14 protein-coding genes and 1 pseudogene are annotated in these 15,873 nt (G+C 71.1%); 5 read left to right on the top strand and 10 right to left on the bottom strand.

The genetic code is table 11. From position 1 onward, the window contains the following. Positions 1–98: 98 nt before the first annotated feature. The 4 genes from ACFVYN_RS32760 to ACFVYN_RS32745 all read right to left on the bottom strand — a co-directional run bounded on the left by ACFVYN_RS32760 (position 99) and on the right by ACFVYN_RS32745 (position 2,418). The gene (locus ACFVYN_RS32760) at positions 99–674 is read right to left on the bottom strand and encodes a phage tail protein (RefSeq protein WP_390005245.1); all 576 of its coding nucleotides are present in this window, start codon (positions 672–674) and stop codon (positions 99–101) included. Between the two features lie 86 nt (positions 675–760). Beyond that, positions 761–1,168: a hypothetical protein gene (locus tag ACFVYN_RS32755; RefSeq protein ID WP_390005244.1), complete on the bottom strand. Its 408-nt coding sequence runs from the start codon at positions 1,166–1,168 to the stop codon at positions 761–763. Continuing rightward, complete coding sequence (locus ACFVYN_RS32750; protein WP_390005242.1) at positions 1,165–1,356, bottom strand: hypothetical protein; 192 nt, start codon at positions 1,354–1,356, stop codon at positions 1,165–1,167. Before ACFVYN_RS32750 ends, ACFVYN_RS32755 begins: the two co-directional genes overlap by 4 nt. Positions 1,357–1,536: 180 nt before the next feature. Continuing rightward, positions 1,537–2,418: a slipin family protein gene (locus ACFVYN_RS32745; RefSeq protein ID WP_390005240.1), complete on the bottom strand. Its 882-nt coding sequence runs from the start codon at positions 2,416–2,418 to the stop codon at positions 1,537–1,539. 89 nt (positions 2,419–2,507) lie between these two features. Between ACFVYN_RS32745 and ACFVYN_RS32740 the strand changes: the two genes are divergently transcribed. Beyond that, positions 2,508–3,392, top strand: a complete 885-nt coding sequence (locus tag ACFVYN_RS32740; protein WP_390005237.1) for an alpha/beta fold hydrolase — start codon at positions 2,508–2,510, stop codon at positions 3,390–3,392. A 77-nt stretch (positions 3,393–3,469) separates the two neighbouring features. Here ACFVYN_RS32740 and ACFVYN_RS32735 read toward each other — a convergent pair whose 3' ends face one another. The 4 genes and pseudogenes from ACFVYN_RS32735 to ACFVYN_RS32720 all read right to left on the bottom strand — a co-directional run. Then, a complete protein-coding gene (locus ACFVYN_RS32735; protein WP_390005235.1) occupies positions 3,470–4,378 on the bottom strand; it encodes a S1 family peptidase in 909 nt (302 codons plus the stop codon). A 380-nt stretch (positions 4,379–4,758) separates the two neighbouring features. After that, positions 4,759–5,727: an LLM class flavin-dependent oxidoreductase gene (locus ACFVYN_RS32730; protein ID WP_390005232.1), complete on the bottom strand. Its 969-nt coding sequence runs from the start codon at positions 5,725–5,727 to the stop codon at positions 4,759–4,761. A 279-nt stretch (positions 5,728–6,006) separates the two neighbouring features. After that, positions 6,007–7,764, bottom strand: coding sequence for an FAD/NAD(P)-binding protein (locus tag ACFVYN_RS32725; protein ID WP_390005230.1), 1,758 nt, complete (start codon positions 7,762–7,764; stop codon positions 6,007–6,009). 98 nt (positions 7,765–7,862) lie between these two features. After that, a pseudogene (locus ACFVYN_RS32720) lies at positions 7,863–8,225 on the bottom strand (amino acid ABC transporter permease); the annotation flags it as partial. A gap of 283 nt (positions 8,226–8,508) precedes the next feature. Between ACFVYN_RS32720 and ACFVYN_RS32715 the strand changes: the two are divergent. Both ACFVYN_RS32715 and ACFVYN_RS32710 read left to right on the top strand, forming a co-directional pair. Continuing rightward, positions 8,509–8,889, top strand: a complete 381-nt coding sequence (locus ACFVYN_RS32715; RefSeq protein WP_390005228.1) for a hypothetical protein — start codon at positions 8,509–8,511, stop codon at positions 8,887–8,889. Positions 8,890–9,334: 445 nt separating this feature from the next. Beyond that, a complete protein-coding gene (locus tag ACFVYN_RS32710; RefSeq protein WP_390005225.1) occupies positions 9,335–9,775 on the top strand; it encodes a cell division protein SepF in 441 nt (146 codons plus the stop codon). A gap of 36 nt (positions 9,776–9,811) precedes the next feature. Here ACFVYN_RS32710 and ACFVYN_RS32705 read toward each other — a convergent pair whose 3' ends face one another. Both ACFVYN_RS32705 and ACFVYN_RS32700 read right to left on the bottom strand, forming a co-directional pair. Then, positions 9,812–10,984, bottom strand: coding sequence for an acyl-CoA dehydrogenase family protein (locus ACFVYN_RS32705; protein WP_390005223.1), 1,173 nt, complete (start codon positions 10,982–10,984; stop codon positions 9,812–9,814). 155 nt (positions 10,985–11,139) lie between these two features. Beyond that, the gene (locus ACFVYN_RS32700) at positions 11,140–12,741 is read right to left on the bottom strand and encodes an MFS transporter (RefSeq protein WP_390005220.1); all 1,602 of its coding nucleotides are present in this window, start codon (positions 12,739–12,741) and stop codon (positions 11,140–11,142) included. Positions 12,742–12,999: 258 nt separating this feature from the next. Here ACFVYN_RS32700 and ACFVYN_RS32695 point away from each other — a divergent pair, with 258 nt between their 5' ends. Then, on the top strand, positions 13,000–14,415 hold the full coding sequence (locus ACFVYN_RS32695; protein ID WP_390005218.1) for a mannosyltransferase family protein: 1,416 nt from the start codon (positions 13,000–13,002) through the stop codon (positions 14,413–14,415). Positions 14,416–14,652: 237 nt separating this feature from the next. Then, positions 14,653–15,696 carry a phosphatase PAP2 family protein gene (locus ACFVYN_RS32690; protein ID WP_390005216.1) on the top strand — a complete coding sequence of 348 codons (1,044 nt, stop codon included), beginning with the start codon at positions 14,653–14,655 and terminating at the stop codon, positions 15,694–15,696. Positions 15,697–15,873: the final 177 nt, after the last annotated feature.

The raw sequence follows: 15,873 nt of genomic DNA, 5'->3' as shown, positions 1-15,873 counted from the left end.
CTTCCGGGCGGAAACGTCCGGAATACTGAGACCTGACTACGGTCTCGGCAACGGGGCCATGTCGGTGGAACTCCTCGCTGCGGGACGGGACAGTGGGATCAGGCCGCGCTGAAGCTCGGGTCCTTCATCAGGAAGGTCGCCAGCGGGGCGCCGTCCACCGTGGCCAGCGCGGTGAAGGTGACACCGAGCTTCACGGGGGCGGTGCGGACGAGGGCCAGCTCCTCCGTCTCGGTCACCTGGCCGCGGGCGATGATCATGCGGTACTTGACCTCGTCGCCGTCGGCGAACTCCAGCCCGAGCATCCGCTCGTCGAACTTCGGCTCCGCCGCCAGCTCGTACTTGTAGAGGCCGGACCCGGTCGCCGTCTCCTTGACCTGCCCGCCGCCGAAGAAGAACGGCAGGGTGTCCTCGTTCAGCTGGAGGAGCTGGAACTTGAAACTGAGATCGCGGTCGGAGTAGACGAACCGCGCCGAGCTGACGCTCTGCCAGGTGTCCACGGGGTCGAGCTTGTCCTTCTTGGAGATCTTGACCCCGTCGGTGGTGGTGTAGCCGAGGTCCTTCCAGCCGGCACCCCACGCCGCGGCGGTGTCGGCGGGCGGTGCGGTGGCGAGCGGGGCGATGAGCACACGGCCATTGCCCGCGACCCGGATCTCCTTGGCGTTCGTTCCGGCCATCACTGCTCCTTGCTGGAAGATGGACATGACGTACTGCGGTGGGAGTACGGCGAAGACGTCGGAAGTCCCGCCGGGACCACGGCCGTTCAGGCCGGGCGGACCACCAGGCGGGTGGTCGAGACGTAGCGATTGGCACTGGCGTGCCGGTAGTCGGGCAGCCAGCGCGGCCCGTCCTCCTCGACGACGTCCACGACGGTCGCCCCGGCGTAGCGCACGCCCCGGAGCTGGAGCATCAGGGAACGGGCCACGAGGGAGACGGTGTGGGCCGCGGCCTTGGAGGGGCCGTAGACGTCCAGGTCGACGAGCGGGTTGTCGAGCCGGGGGTCCTCCGCCCAGGCGCCGCCCATCCGGGAGACCAGTACGGCGCGCTGCGAGCCGTCGAACCCGGCCGGCGGTGCGACGTCGACGACGACACCCGCCAGTTCGCTGCGGTCCTTGAGCAGATCGACGATCAGCTGCTCCACGTCCGGGAAGGTGACGTACGGCTCGCTCATCGCCCGGGCCCCGGCTCCTCGCCGCCGTTCTCGGAGCGGTCGGAGCCGCCTGAGTCCTCGGAGTCCTCCGAGGCTTCGGCCGACCGCGCGATGACATCGAGCAGTCCCCGCGCGGTCTCGTCGTCGACGTCCACGACGTCACCGGGCTCGTGCCCGTTCCACCAATAGGTCAACTGGATCTTCTGCACAGCACTCCCCCGTGACGATCGGCTGTGAAGGAACCTGACGGAAGATCAACTTCCGTTGGTCAAAAGGAAGTTGATGCCCCAGGAGCCGCAAATGTAACGGCCGCCCCAAGCACAGCGTGAGCACCGCGAGGTCTCGAACGGATAACGATGACCGGGCGCGGCGAAGGGAGGCCGTGAGGTCTAGTCCTGTCCTGAATTCGACCCTTCCGGACCCGGATCCGGCAGGGACTCAAGAGGCGGACGTTGCTCCTGCACCGGTTGCTGCACCGGTTGCACAGCCTGCTGCACCGGTTGCTGAGGCGTCGGCGCCGCCCGTTCCAGGAACCGCAGCAGCTCGACGGGGAACGGCAGCACCAGCGTCGAGTTCTTCTCCGCCGCCACCGCCACCACCGTCTGCAGCAGCCGCAGTTGCAGTGCGGCAGGCTGCTCGGACATCTCCTTGGCCGCCTCGGCCAGCTTCTTCGACGCCTGCAGTTCCGCATCCGCGTTGATGACCCGCGCCCTGCGCTCCCGGTCCGCCTCGGCCTGCCGGGCCATGGACCGCTTCATGGTCTCCGGCAGGGAGACGTCCTTGATCTCGACCCGGTCGATGGTGACGCCCCACTCCACCGCGGGGCTGTCGATCATCAGTTCCAGCCCCTGGTTGAGCTTCTCGCGGTTGGACAGCAGATCGTCCAGCTCGCTCTTGCCGATGATCGACCGCAGCGAGGTCTGCGCCATCTGTGCGACCGCGAACCGGTAGTCCTCGACCCGGACGACCGCCTCGGCCGGCGCGGTCACCCTGAAGTAGACGACGGCGTCCACCCGCACCGTGACGTTGTCACGGGTGATGCCCTCCTGCCCCGGCACCGGCATGGTCACGATCTGCATGTTGACTTTCCGGAGCTTGTCGACCCCGGGAACGATCAGGGTGAACCCCGGCCCGCGCACGTCCGGCCGGAGCTTCCCGAGACGGAAGACCACGCCCCGTTCGTACTGCTTGACGACCCGCGCGGCCGCCATCACGTACACCGCTCCTGCCGACACGAGCGCTACGCCCGCCGCCACCAGCTCCTCGACCATCGCGACCCCCAGGGTCCGAACCAGGCGCTCAAGGTGTGTACTTCGACGGTAACTCCGCGGTGTACACGAAGGGGAGACGGAGGACACAGGTGGTCCACGGCATCAGGACGCAGGACGGCCGCCGGCTGACGGTCGAGGAGTACGGCGACCCGGACGGCAGCCCGGTGGTACTGCTGCACGACACCCCGGGCTGCCGCTTCGGCGTCGTGCCCCGGGACGTCGTGACCGCGCACCCGCACATCCGGTTCATCTCCTACGACCGCCCCGGCTACGGCGACTCGGACCGGCTGCCGGGCCGCCGCGTGGCCGACGCCGCCCGGGACGTGGCGGAACTGGCCGGCGCCCTCGGGCTCGGCCGTTTCTCGGTGCTCGGCCACGGCGGCGGCGCCCCGCACGCCCTGGCCTGCGCCGCGCTGCTGCCGTCCCGGGTACGGCGGGCGGCGGCGCTGGCGTCCCCCGCACCCCCGGACGCGAGGGATCTGCACTGGTTCGACGGCATGGCCGCGTCCCAGGTGGAGGAGTTCACCCGGGCGCTCACCGACCCGCTCGCCTTCGCCGAGCGCCTCGCCGCCCGCGCCGCCGACATCCGCCGCGACCCCGCCCAGCTGCTCGTCTTCCTGCGCGACGGGCTCACGGACTCCGACCGGCGGACCGTCTCCGCCCCGGCGGTCGGCGAGATGCTGCTGCGCACCTACCGGGAGGCGGTGCGCGCGTCGTCGTACGGCTGGCTCGACGACGATCTCGCCCTGCTCAGCGGCTGGGGCTTCGACCCGGCGGCCGTCACCCGGCCCGTCCTGCTGTGGCAGGGCGCCCAGGACACGCTCACGCCGGTCGGCCACTTCAGCTGGCTGGCGGACCGCATCCCCCGGGTCCGGCCCGTGCTGCAGCAGGACACCGGCCGCTTCGGAGCCCTGGAGGCCCTGCCGGCCGTACTGGACTGGCTCTGCGCACCACCGGAGCGGTCCCTGCCGTGATCACGACGAGCCCCCGTACGGCGGATGCGTACGGGGGCTCACCAGGTGCCGGCTGCGGTTCAGGGCCGCCGCCGGGTCTAGAAGACGCTGACGCCGTAGGCGCTCAGGGCCTCGGTGACCGGCTGGAAGAAGGTCGTGCCGCCGGAGGAGCAGTTGCCGCTGCCGCCGGAGGTCAGACCGTAGGCGATACCGCTGTTGGAGTAGAGCGGGCCGCCGGAGTCGCCGGGCTCGGCGCAGACCGTGGTCTGGATCAGGCCGTAGACGACGTCACCGCCGCCGTAGTTGACGGTCGCGTTCAGCGCGGTGACCCGGCCGCTGTGGATGCCGGTGGTGGAACCGCGGCGGTAGACCGTGGTGCCCACGCTCGGGGTGGCGGCGCTGGTGATGTCGACGCTGCCGACGGTGCCGGAGATCGACGAGGTCGGGTAGCTGCTGGAGTACTTGACGAGGCCGTAGTCGTTGGTCGGGAAGCTGGACCCGGCCGTCGAACCGAGCGTGGTCGTGTGCCCGGAGTTCGACCACCAGGTGCCCGCGCCGTCGGTGCAGTGACCGGCGGTCAGGAAGTAGTAGGTGCTGCCGCTGCGGACGTTGAAGCCGAGGGAGCAGCGCCAGCTACTCGCATAGATGGCGTCCCCGCCGGAGATCAGCTTGTTGAACTTGCCCGGGGTCCGCTTGATCGTGAGCGCGTCGGCGTTGCTGCCCGCCTGCTCCTTGATCTTGGAGATCTCGGCCTGCGAGACCGTGCTGTCGACGGTGACGACCACACGGTTGGTCTTGCTGTCGACAACCCAGGCGGTGCCCGGGATGTCGGCCTTGAGCACCGAACTGCTGGCGCCCTTGAGTTCGGCGGTGCTGAAGGGGGTCGCAGCGGTCGCGTTCGCGCTGGGGACCGCGATCGCGGCCGCGGCCACGAGGCCGGTGGTACCGGCGATCAGCCGGGTCCGTCTCGTAATGCCACTGCGGGGGTTGGTGCGCCTGATCCTCACGTTTCGTTCCCTCCCAGGGGAAGTCGGGGGCCCGCGTGGGGTCGGGGCCCGTGAGGCGCAGTCAGCGGCCCGGTCGTCCGGTTTTCGGACAAGCCGTGCTCCTGACAAGCGCTGAGGGGGAGTATTCGGCCGAACGGACGGTCGGCGCAAGGGCGCCTTTCGGCCGTCAACCTTTGAAAGACTTTTGTGTTTCCGAGGGAACCGCCACGCCTCGGCTCGCGTCCCTCTCCCCCGCGACCGGCCGTCTTACGCCCGTCGGCGTCCGGCGCGGACGGGGACGCGCACCGGAAACACACCTTCCGTCCCCGCTCGCCGGATCGCCGAAAACAGCCCACGGTCGGCCGCCCGGAAAGCGCGCGAACAGACACGTCTGTCACGGCTCATGACGCCCGTCCGGTCCCGGCGCACTGGGTGGCCGGTCTGCCGAGGCCCAGGTGCTCCCGGAGCGTGCTGCCCGGGTAGAAGGTGCGGAACAGTCCGCGGTGCTGGAGCAGCGCCACCGTGCCGTTGACCAGCCGTTCCAGGTCGCGCAGCGGTTCGGCGGGGGTGAGGTGGAAGCCGTCGACGATGCCCTCGCCGTGCCAGGTGGCGATCAGTTCCGCGAGGTCGACGGGTCCGCCCCGGTACAGCGGGCCCTGCGCGGTCTGCCGGGGGCCGCCTCCGCCGTGCCCCGGCGCGGCCGCGTGCTCCCCGCCGCCGAGGTCGACGAGGAGGCCGGCGAGGATCCGCGGTTCGTCGGGTCCGCGCCCGAACTCCGCTGCGAGGGAGCGGAGTTCGTCCCGTACGGCGGCTGCCTGCGCGGCACTCGCGGCGCGGACGAGGGCCACGTCGGCGTACCGGGCGGCGGTCCTGCGGGCGGGCCCGTCGGTGGCGTCGACCACGCGGACCGGATGGCCGTGCGGGGGACGCGGCACCACCGAAGGCTCTTGGACGGAGAAGGGCGTGCCCGGGAAGCCGGCGTTCCGTATCCCGGAACCGGCCGACCCGGGCGAAGCCGCCGACATGGCCACGAGGTGGTGGTCGGTGGTCGGCGCGTCGATCCACCAGCCGGCCCGGCCCCGGCTGACCCGGTCGAGCGTCGCGACGGCGGCCCGGGCGTGGAAGGGGTCGCGGTGCGGGGTCGTGGCGGTGGGCACCAGGCCGATCCGGCCGGTGGCGGACGCGATTTGGGTCAGCACGTCGAGCGCGTCGAGGCCGGGGTGGGCGAAGGTGTCGTCCAGGGTCAGGAAGTCGAGACCGCCGCGTTCGGCGAGCCGGGCCGCCTCGGTGTAGGGACGCGCGTCGTACGCCGACGGCTGATCGAGGGCGGCGGCCAGGTGCACCAGGCCCCGGCCGTGCGAGGAAGCCATGTGGGGGGAGTCCTTTCGGGGGAGAATCCGGCCCGCAGCGGCGGGAAGCAACCACGACCGCGCGGACCGGCGGCCATCTCGCTCACCGCACCTTGGAGAGAAACGCCCTGGTCCGCTCGTTGCGGCGGAGCGTCCAGTACTTCGCGAGGAGCGTTCAGTACTTCGGTCGGCGGGCCCTGTTCGACGATCATCGTGGTGCCCTGGTGCACGAGGTCCTTCTCCAGGTGGTTGACGTCGGCCATGACGGTCATCTGTGCACTTCCCTGCCTTCCAGGTGACTCAGGCGGCCGCACGGGCGGCGAGTTCGCCGAGGAACCGCAGCGCGGCCCGTGCGGTCGCGTCGTTCTGCCGGAACGCGGGCCCGCCGGTGCGCGGCCGGGTGAAGGCGCCGGGTGTACGTCCGTCGGTGTACGGCCCGAGCGCGAAGCGCCGGGGGTGCGGCCGGCCGGACCGGTCCAGGAGCCGTCCGTCGGCACGGTCCACGCGCAGCAGCCCGTCCGGGCTCTCGGCGGCCCCCTCGGCGTACAGCTCGCGCAGCAGCGGATCGAGGGCCCGCCGGACCGTCGGCTCGGGCAGCCGGGCCTCGACCAGCGCCCGCGCCTGGACCCAGTGGCCCGGCACGGTGGGGCTCGACGCCTTGAACACCCCGTCCTCGGCGCGCACTTCCATGTCCGCCCCGACGAACCTGAGCACTCCGGCCCGGGACAGCGCGAGCAGCTGCCGCAGCCGGGGGCCGGGCGGCCCCGAGGCGAGATAGCTGAAGAACCCGTGCCACCATCCGCCGATGTCCCCGAGCCGGAACAACTGCCCGTAGACGGAGAGCAGTCCGAGGAACACGGCCAGGTCCGGGCTGTACCGGGGATCATGCCGGCGGCTCAGGTCGGCCTCGACGTACTCCCGCAGGCCCTCCTGGAACTCCTCGTGGGTCGCGTACCGCACGCCCTCCAACGGCCGGTCCAGCCGGGCGAGGTCGAGCCGGTCGCGGGGATCGGGCACAGCGGAGGCCGCCAGGGCCTCCCGTTCGGCGGGATCCTCGGTGGCCGCGTACTTCTCCTCGAAGTCCGTCCAGGACATCGCGGTCCGCTCCGGATGCACGGTGAACAGCCGGTGGTAGTGGGCGAACCCGAGCTCCTTCTCCACCAGCGGCCACACGTCCCGCCGGAAGTCGAAGCCCTCCGGCCGCGCGAGCAGCCCGTCGATCTCGGCCGGGCCCAGGAAGCGGGGCAGCGGCGGCCGCTCACCGGTCCAGTCGTAGCCGATCTTCGAGTGGTACGGCACTCCGCGCCGCGATCCGACGAGGAGGACCGGTTCACGCCCGGACGGGACATAGGTGTCCCCGTCGTACCGTCCGCCCCGGCCCTCGGTCAGCAGCGCCATCAGGTCGACGAAGGCGAGCCCGAACCCGCGGACCAGGACCGGTTCGCCGGGCGCGAGCGCGGACAGGTCGCTGTCGGCGGTGAAGTCGGGCGGCAGGTGGGCCAGGCCGTGGGTGCGGGCGTACGCCGCCAGGTCCCGCTGCTCGTCGTCGAGTTCGGCGTCGAGGTGGCCCAGGCTGAGGACGACCAGGTCGGCGAGGAGCGGGCGGGAACGGCCCTCCAGCCAGACCTGCTGGCGTCCCTCGCGCGCTCCGCTCACCCGCAGGGCACGTCGCGGGTGATGGTGGACGGACACGGACGACGGCAGCGCGGCCACCGCCTGCTCGTGCACCCAGCGCAGATAGGCGCCCTGGAGCTGCCGGTCCGCGAAGGTGCGGCCGTCGATGCCGGCCCACTCGTGCAGCGTGGGGCCGGGGCGTACGGGCCCCTCCATCTCCACCGTCTCGTCGGTGAACATGGTGACGTCCTCGGCGTGCGAGTTCATCCACAGCAGCGGTGACTGCGCCTCGCGCCAGATGCGTCCGGCGCCGGGCGGATGCGGATCGACCAGGTGCAGGTCCAGGCCCGAACCGTCGTACAGCTCGGGTGCGTTGGCGGCGATCCGCTCGATGAGACCGGTCCCCCGCGGCCCGGCTCCTATGATCACCAGTGAGTGCCTCATCGGGTGCGCTCCGAACCGCGGGCGTAGTGCTTCTCCACGCAGTACTGGCCGACGCCGGGCACCGAGGTGACGACGGTGTACCGGACGGTGGCGACCCTCAGCGGCGGGATGCCCTGGTACAGGTTCCCGGCGCTCACCCTGCTGAGCACGGGGTTGGCGGACAGCCGGGCCGCCGCGAGCAGGGCGCCCAGCGCGAAGCCGAGCGCCATGACGACCGCGGTCAGCCAGAGCGTGAGCCAGGGGCCGCGCGGCACCGCGGCCGAGGTGAAGTGGTCCGCGACGACGCCCTGCGGGAACGCCCGGTTGCGCAGGACGGAGTTGACGGCGAGGCCCAGGAGCACGAGAACGGCGACGGCGGCCGCCCACTGGCCGGGAGGGCGCTGCGGGGCGATGCGAAGAGAGTCCGCGTGTTCCGGTATGTCCGGTGCGGCGGGGGCTTTGGCGAGGGTGTCGGAGGACATGCGAGGGCTCCGTGGCAGCGAGTCGGTCGAACTCGGACGGGTGCCTTCACACGGATGCGGCCGAGCCCCTCAGCAGGGCCGCCCTCTGAGACTACGGGTGCGTTTCCGCTCGCTGTCAAGGCTGTCCATACTGTGAGCCGTACGTCTCAAGTCGGTTGACGGCAAACCGGATGCCTGTTCCACTTGCCCCATGCATCCACAGCAGTGGCTGGTCAAGCGCTCCCACATCGACCTCGGTCGCGTGTGGTCCTCTTCCTGTTGAGCTGACCCACTGCGCGCCCTGATGCACAGGGTGCCTTTCGCGTTCTCCCCCTTCTTCACCTTCTTTGCCTTCTTCACCTTCTTCGCCTTCTTCGCCTTCTTCGCCTTCTTCGCCTTCACACGCGCCTTCCCCTCACCCAGCGCTTTCTCGTTTCCAGGAGACCGCTCCACCATGCGCACATCCCCGCGCGCCCGAAACGGGCTCATCATCCCGTTCATCCTCATCACGGCGGGCACTCTGCTGCTGACCCGATGCGGCTCCGGCACGGACGGCACCGCGACGGCCCGGCTCCTGCCGCCCGGCGCCTCGATCCTGGACGACGGCAAAACCCTCGCCGTCGCCCTCGCCGGCCAGGACGCCGGCTTCGCGAACGCGGCGCCAAGGTCCTCAGCATCGGACTGAGAACCGAGCAGGAGGGCTTCGAGGCGATCCCTTCTTCGCCGCCGCTTCGCCACCCGAGCCGATCTGTTCCTCACTCCAGAGCAGGACGTGAAGCGATTTCCACGTCCCGGATCTCCCCCCGGAAGGGAAAATTTCTTGGCGGAGCGGCCTGAGCCGCCGTCAGATCCCAGCGCGGGCACGGCGTTGAGCAGCGGGTTCCTCTCCCCGCCCCGTTCACCCGGACGCTCCAGCCCTCACCCATACGCCGCGAAGAATCATATTTCACTCACAGTCAGCAGCCGTATGGGATACGACCCTTGGGGTACCTGGGCTCTCGACGTATTCGCCGTGCACCAGTACCGTCACAAACCCCCCGCGCGGCGGCTATTCACTTGGCGCGCGATCCGCATCATGGATGACCATAGGGATACAGAAGCAAGAGAAACCGCTGTGAGAGGAGGCGTCCATGGGATCGGTGCGCAAGGCTAGTGCTTGGCTGGGCCTCGTTGACGACAACGATGACGAGCGTTACTACGACGACGACGGATACTCCGAAGGGACCGAGCCCGGGGATGCCTGGGTCACCGACCCGCGGGTCAAGGTGGCCTCGGACGTCGCCGAGGAGAAGGGCCGTCGCATCGGCACGGTGACCCCGGACAGCTTCCGGGACGCCCGCGCCATCGGCGAACTGTTCCGCGACGGCGTTCCCGTCATCATGAACCTCACCGCGATGGAGGCCGGTGACGCCAAGCGCGTCGTCGACTTCGCGGCGGGGCTGATCTTCGGACTGCGCGGCTCCATCGAGCGCGTGTCCACCCGGGTGTTCCTGCTGACCCCCGCCAACACGGAGATCGTGAACGGCGATCCGGGGCAGCACCGCACGGACGGCTTCTTCAACCAGAGCTGAGGCAGGGCCGCTCATCGGCCCTGCCCCCAGCGGGGTTCACCGGAACGCATCCAGTCCGGTGAGCGCCTTGCCGAGCACCAGCTGGTGCATCTCGACGGTGCCCTCGTACGTCAGCACCGACTCGAGGTTCGTCGCGTGCCGCATCACGGGGTATTCGAGGGAGATCCCGTTGGCACCGAGGATCGTCCGCGCCGTACGGCAGATCTCGATGGCCTCGCGGACGTTGTTGAGCTTGCCGAAGCTGACCTGCTCGGGACGCAGGCGGCCGGCGTCCATGCGCCGCCCCAGATGGTGGGCGAGCAGAATCCCCTTGTGCAGTTCGACCGCCATGTCGGCGAGTTTGGCCTGGGTGAGCTGGAAGCCCCCGATCGGCCGCCCGAACTGCTCCCGCGTCTTCGCGTAGTCCACGGCGGTCTCGAAACACGACCGCGCCGCTCCCATCGCGCCCCACACGATTCCGTACCGGGCGTGCGAGAGACAGCTCAGCGGCCCCTTGAGCCCGACGACCTCCGGCAGCACCGCGTCAGCGGGCAGCCGTACGTCGTCGAGGACCAGCTCGCTGGTGACGCTGGCCCGCAGCGACCACTTGTGCTTGATCTCCGGCGCCGAGAAACCGGGCGTGCCGGTCGGCACGACGAACCCGCGGATCCCGTCGTCGGTCTGCGCCCACACGACGGCGACCCCGGCGACCGACCCGTTGGTGATCCACATCTTGCGCCCGTTCAGGACCCAGTCCGTGCCGTCCTTCTTGGCGTACGTCCGCATGGCGCCGGGGTCGGAGCCGTGATCGGGTTCGGTGAGCCCGAAGCAGCCGATCACCTCACCGGCGGCCATGCGGGGCAGCCAGGTCTGCTTCTGCTCCTCGCTGCCGAAGCGGTGGACGGCGTACATGGCGAGCGAGCCCTGCACCGAGACGAGGGACCGGATCCCGGAGTCGGCGGCCTCCAGCTCCAGACAGGCGAGCCCGTACTGCACGGCGGAGGCGCCGGCACACCCGTAGCCGCTGAGCGACATCCCGAGGGCGCCGATCTGTCCGAGTTCCCGGGCGAGTTCCCTGATCCCCGGCAGCTCGCCCTTCTCGTACCAGTCCGCGACATGGGGCAGGACGCGGTCGGCGGCCCAGGTCCGCACGGTTGCGCGGATCGCGAGGTCCTCCGGTTCCAGCAGGTCGTCGATGCCGAGGGGGTCTGCGGGGTCGAACGGGGGCATGGCACATCCTCCGGAAGAAGGGCTCCAGCGGGCGGGCGACTGGAAACAGCGGGCGACGACTGGACGGCGACTGGACGGCGATCAGAAACTAGCACCGCTAATTTAGCTTCCGTCGCCGACGTTACAGCGCGCCCTGCCGCACATCCAGACGCCGGTCAGGCGGAGACGCGCGACTCCGCCACGTCTCTGGGTGCCGGAAGCCCCACCGCCGCCGGGGCCTCACCGCACTGCATCGTGCGCGGCAGCCGCAGCGCCATCGCCGCGCCCAGCAGCAACAACCCCGCGCTCACCAGCAAGGTCACGTGCAGTCCGTGCACGAAGGAGTCCTGCGCGGCCCGGCGCAGGGCGACCCCGGCGGGTCCACCGAGGCGTCCGGCGACCTCGTAGGCCTCGCCCAGGGAGTGCCCGGCCGACCTGGACGCCGAGTCGGGGACCCCGGGCACGCCCGACAGGCCGGGCGTGTACGCCGCGTTCATCACGCTGCCGAGCAGCGCGATCCCGATGCCCGCCCCGAGCTGGTACGAGGTCTCGCCGATCGCCGCGGCCCCGCCCGCCTGCTCCGGTGGGGCCTCGCTGAGCATCGACTCGTACGCCCCGAAGAGTGTGGTCTCCAGACCGAACCCGAGCAGCACGAACCCGAACACCAGCAGGGCTGTGTTGTCCGCGTCGCCCATCGCGGTGAGCATCAGCACGGCCACCGCCGTGACGCAGAACCCGGCACTCACCATCAGGCGCGGCCCGAACCGCCGCAGCAGACGCGCCCCGGCGAGCCCCGCCGCCATCGCGGCGATCGTCAGCGGCAGCAGCCGCAGACCGGTCTCCAGCGGAGACAGGCCGAGAACCAGCTGGAGATACTGAGCCGCGATCAGTTCGAGTCCGACCAGAGCGAGCATCGCCAGGACGATGCAGCCGACCGAGGTGCTGAACGCCGGGCGCGCGAACATGCGCAGGTCCACCAGGGGATGCGCGAGCCGTCGCTGCCGCCGTACGAAGAGGAAGAGCAGCGCCGCGCCCAGGACCAGCGGGATCGCGGTGAACACGTCGAGCTCTCCCCCGCCGAGCCGCTTCACGCCGAGCACGAGGGTGAACAGGCCGCCCGCGGCCGTCAGCGCGCCCACGACGTCCCAGGGACCGTCCCCGCTGCCCTTCGACTCGGGCAGCAGCAGACGGCCCACCGGCAGGCTGACCAGCATCAACGGGATGTTGATGAGGAAGACCGAGCCCCACCAGAAGTGCTCCAGGAGGAAGCCGCCGAGCAGTGGTCCGACCGCGGCGCCGACCGCGGCGACGGCGCTCCAGATGCCGATCGCGAGCGCCCGCTCACGCCGGTCGGGGAAGACCTGGCGGAGGATCGACAGCGTCGCGGGCATGATCATCGCGCCGCCGACGCCGAGCAGCGCCCGCGCGAGGATGAGCACCTGGGCGGTGTCCGCGACGGCGGCGACACCGGAGGCGACGCCGAAGAGGCCGTAGCCGAGGAGGAGGACTCTCCTGCGGCCCACGCGGTCGCCGAGCGTGCCGAAGAGGATCAGCAGCGAGGCGCAGACGAGTGGATAGACGTCGACGATCCAGAGCAGTTCCATCGCGCCGGGCTTGAGGTCCTCGGTGACGGCGGGCACCGCCACGTGCAGCACGGTCGCGTCGAGGGCGACCAGGAGCAGGCTCGTGCAGAGGACGACGAGGACGACCCAGCGGTTTGCACCGGCCCCGGCCGCCCGACGGCGCAGCAACGCGGCGGCCGTGGTCGTCCCGGACATGTACGTACCTCCCAGAAGTTCCCTGGCGTTCGGCGGGCACACGGGGTGGGGACTCCCCATGATCTCGGCCGGAGAGGAGCGGTGGTCTCCGGCCCGCGCAGCGAACGGCGGGTGACACGTCAGCGTACGCGAGTTCGGGCGTGGGCCCAGTGGCGGACCTCTCAGACTTCCGGCAGAACACGTGTGGCGTACGCCACTTTCGCCGCCTGTCGCCGGGCCCCGGCGGGCGGCTTCGGCGGGCGGTCGATAATCGGACCCGTGACCGATCTTGGAACGCGCTCCGAACCGGCCCTGCGCCGAGCCGCCCCGGCGCTGCTCGGCTATGCGGCCGTTCGCGCCCTGGGCCTCCTCACGCTGGCCCTGTGGAGCGGGGCGCGCGACAAGAGCGCGTACACCCTCCTGACCGCCCGCTGGGACGCGCTCTGGTACACGAGGGTCGCCGAACTCGGTTACGGCTACGAGGTGCGGCTGCCCAACGGCGACGTGCACTCGAACCTGGCGTTCTTCCCGCTCCTGCCCTGGCTGGAGCGGCTGCTGTCCGCGGTGACCCCGCTGTCGTACGCCGACGCGGGCTTCGCGGTGGCCCTGCTCGCCTCCCTGGCGGCGGCCTGGGGCGTCTTCGCGGTGACGGACCAGGTGTACGGCCGCCGGGCGGGCGTCTGCGCGGTCCTGCTGTGGGCCGTCCTGCCCGTCGGAATCGTCCAGTCGATGGCGTACAGCGAGTCGCTGTTCACGGCTCTGGCGGCCTGGTCGCTGTACGCGGTGCTGACCGGCCGCTGGGTGACGGCGGGCCTCCTGGCCTCCCTGGCGGGCCTGACCCGCCCGGTGGGCCTGGCGGTGGTCGCGGCGGTGTGGGTGGCGGCGATCGCGGCGCACCTGAGCGACCGACGGGCCCGGATCCGAGCGCAGAGCACCTCCGAACCCGCCGCGCCGCCCCTGTGGGGGCCCGCGTCGACTCCGCGCCGGGGCGACGCCGAGAACACCCGTAGCTCCGGGTTCGGCGGGCGGTGTTCCCCCGCCGACAGCTCTTTCGAGCGGAGCCGAAGCACGGCCGGGGCGAGCGGCGCTCCGGACGTCGCACACGCCCCCACGGGCCGAACCCCGTCGTCCACGACCGAGCGCGTCGCGGACACGGCCGGCGCGCCCGACCCCGCCCGCGCCCCCGCCGACCGCCCCTCCCCCCGCCGCGCCCTCGGCATGGCTCTCGCCCCCCTCGGCACCGCCGCCTACGTCCTGTGGGTCGGTCACCGCACCGGGAAGGGGCCGCTCGGGTATCTCGACGTGCAGGCGGGCTGGCGGAACGGGTTCGACGGGGGGTACGCCTTCGCCCGTTTCGTCGCCGCCAAGTTCACGTCGTTCCCCTCGGCCCTGGCCGGGATCGGGCTGATCGTCGGCGTCGGGCTGGTGGTGTGGCTGTACGTCGTCTGCGCACGGCAGGGCCAGCCACTGCCCCTCCTGGTGTACGCCGGCGTCGTCACCGCGCTCGCCCTGTGCGCGTCGAGCTACTTCGGCTCGAAACCCCGCCTGCTGATGCCCGCCTTCCCCCTGTTGCTCCCCCTCGCCCTGGCCCTCGCCCGCTCAAGGACCCGCAGGTCAGCCGCGCTCCTGACCCTGATCGCCACCGCCTCCGCCCTGTACGGCGCCTTCTGGCTGAACGGTTCCGGTCCACCATGATCGACTCGGGAGCGCCGATGAGCGCCCGGAGAATTCCACCCCATGATTCGGTGAACGAATTCATAAGGGCCATAAAACCGGAACCCGGAATGATCAAAACAATTGCAGGGCACAGCCGCCGCCTTTGCAAAATCCCCGGAAATAGCCACCCGCCTGAGAGGAATCCCACATCACATCGTCATCACAAAGCCGCTGATTCGCCAGGGATCAGAGCTCACTCGCTGTAACGTCGATTGGGTGCGTACCGAACGAAACCCCACCCGTCTGGACCGGGTGTTCGCCAGGCTGGACCGTGAGCCGGAGCGGCCGGCCCACCTCAGCGTGCCGCGGGCGAGCCGCCACCGGACCGTCCTCGCGATCGCCGCCCTGGCCTTCTACCTGGCGATCGTGTGGCTCGTGGTGACCACGTCGTGGCTGGTCCGCCTGGACTGGCAGGTCATGTTCTTCCGGCCGTACCAGCAGTGGGCGTCCATCCACTGGTTCGTCGACTACTACGTGGTGCTGGGCCAGCGCGGCCCCACCGCGGTGATGGTCGCGGCCTGGCTGGGCTGGCGTTCCTGGCGCCAGCACACGCTGCGCCCGCTGCTGACCCTGGGCGCCTCGCTGCTGCTGCTGAACATCACGGTCGGCGCCGCCAAGTACGGCATGGGACGGCTCGGACCGCACTACGCGACCGTGATCGGCTCGAACGAGATGGGTCTGGGCGGCGATATATTTCCCAGCGGCCACACCGCCAACGCCGTGGTGACCTGGGGAATCCTGGCGTATCTGGCCTCCACCCCGAGAGCCCGCCGCTGGCTGTCCGCGATCTCCGCGGTGACGTCGCTGGGCGTCGGCATGGCCACCGTCTACCTCGGTACGCACTGGCTGAGCGACGTCGTGCTGGGCTGGATCGCGGGTCTGCTGATCCTGCTCGCGCTGCCCTGGTTCGAGCCGCTGATCGCCCGTACCGAGGCCTACGCCTTCGACCTGCGCGACCGCTGGCGGGCCCGCGGCGGCGCGAAGGCCCCGGCGGCCCCGGTCACCCCCGTCGCAGCGCCGGCCCGCCTCAAGCCGCTCACGGCCCCGCAGAACGAGACGGCGGCCCGCGAGGCCGCCGTTCCGGCGCGTGGCCCCAGGTCACCCGTCCATCTGGTCCCGGGCCACCTGGCCCCGGGCCCGCACACCACCCGTTCGGAGCGGACCCCGGTCACCCCGGCCGGCAGCCGCCGCCCGCCGCACCCGGACCGGATCGTGCGCGGTACGCCGTCCGCGGCCAGCCGGCCGGTGGCCGGCGGCTGATCGCGCACCTCGCAGCCGACGGGGCCGGTACGCACCACCACCCCGGACATGACGTGGGGGCCCGGCCCCCCCACGGCGAGCGGGGCCCCCCCAATCGGGTGAGCCCCAGCGCCGCCCCCCGCCCCGCCCGCCGCAAACACAAAAGAAAAACGCGCCCCCGCGGGGGGAAAAAAATAT

It is taken from the genome of Streptomyces sp. NPDC058307 (assembly GCF_042880295.1).
In the GTDB taxonomy this organism is placed as follows: Bacteria; Actinomycetota; Actinomycetes; order Streptomycetales; family Streptomycetaceae; genus Streptomyces.
Note: the sequence above shows the minus strand (reverse complement) of the source record. Positions and strands in the feature narration are given on the sequence as shown.

Coding starts and splice junctions, on each gene's coding strand:
- ACFVYN_RS32745 (WP_390005240.1), bottom strand. CDS start 2,418: ATGGTCGAGGAGCTGGTGGCGGCGGGCGTAGCGCTCGTGTCGGCAGGA.
- ACFVYN_RS32755 (WP_390005244.1), bottom strand. CDS start 1,168: ATGAGCGAGCCGTACGTCACCTTCCCGGACGTGGAGCAGCTGATCGTC.
- ACFVYN_RS32700 (WP_390005220.1), bottom strand. CDS start 12,741: ATGTCCGGGACGACCACGGCCGCCGCGTTGCTGCGCCGTCGGGCGGCC.
- ACFVYN_RS32710 (WP_390005225.1), top strand. CDS start 9,335: ATGGGATCGGTGCGCAAGGCTAGTGCTTGGCTGGGCCTCGTTGACGAC.
- ACFVYN_RS32730 (WP_390005232.1), bottom strand. CDS start 5,727: ATGGCTTCCTCGCACGGCCGGGGCCTGGTGCACCTGGCCGCCGCCCTC.
- ACFVYN_RS32705 (WP_390005223.1), bottom strand. CDS start 10,984: ATGCCCCCGTTCGACCCCGCAGACCCCCTCGGCATCGACGACCTGCTG.
- ACFVYN_RS32715 (WP_390005228.1), top strand. CDS start 8,509: ATGCACAGGGTGCCTTTCGCGTTCTCCCCCTTCTTCACCTTCTTTGCC.
- ACFVYN_RS32760 (WP_390005245.1), bottom strand. CDS start 674: ATGGCCGGAACGAACGCCAAGGAGATCCGGGTCGCGGGCAATGGCCGT.
- ACFVYN_RS32725 (WP_390005230.1), bottom strand. CDS start 7,764: ATGAGGCACTCACTGGTGATCATAGGAGCCGGGCCGCGGGGGACCGGT.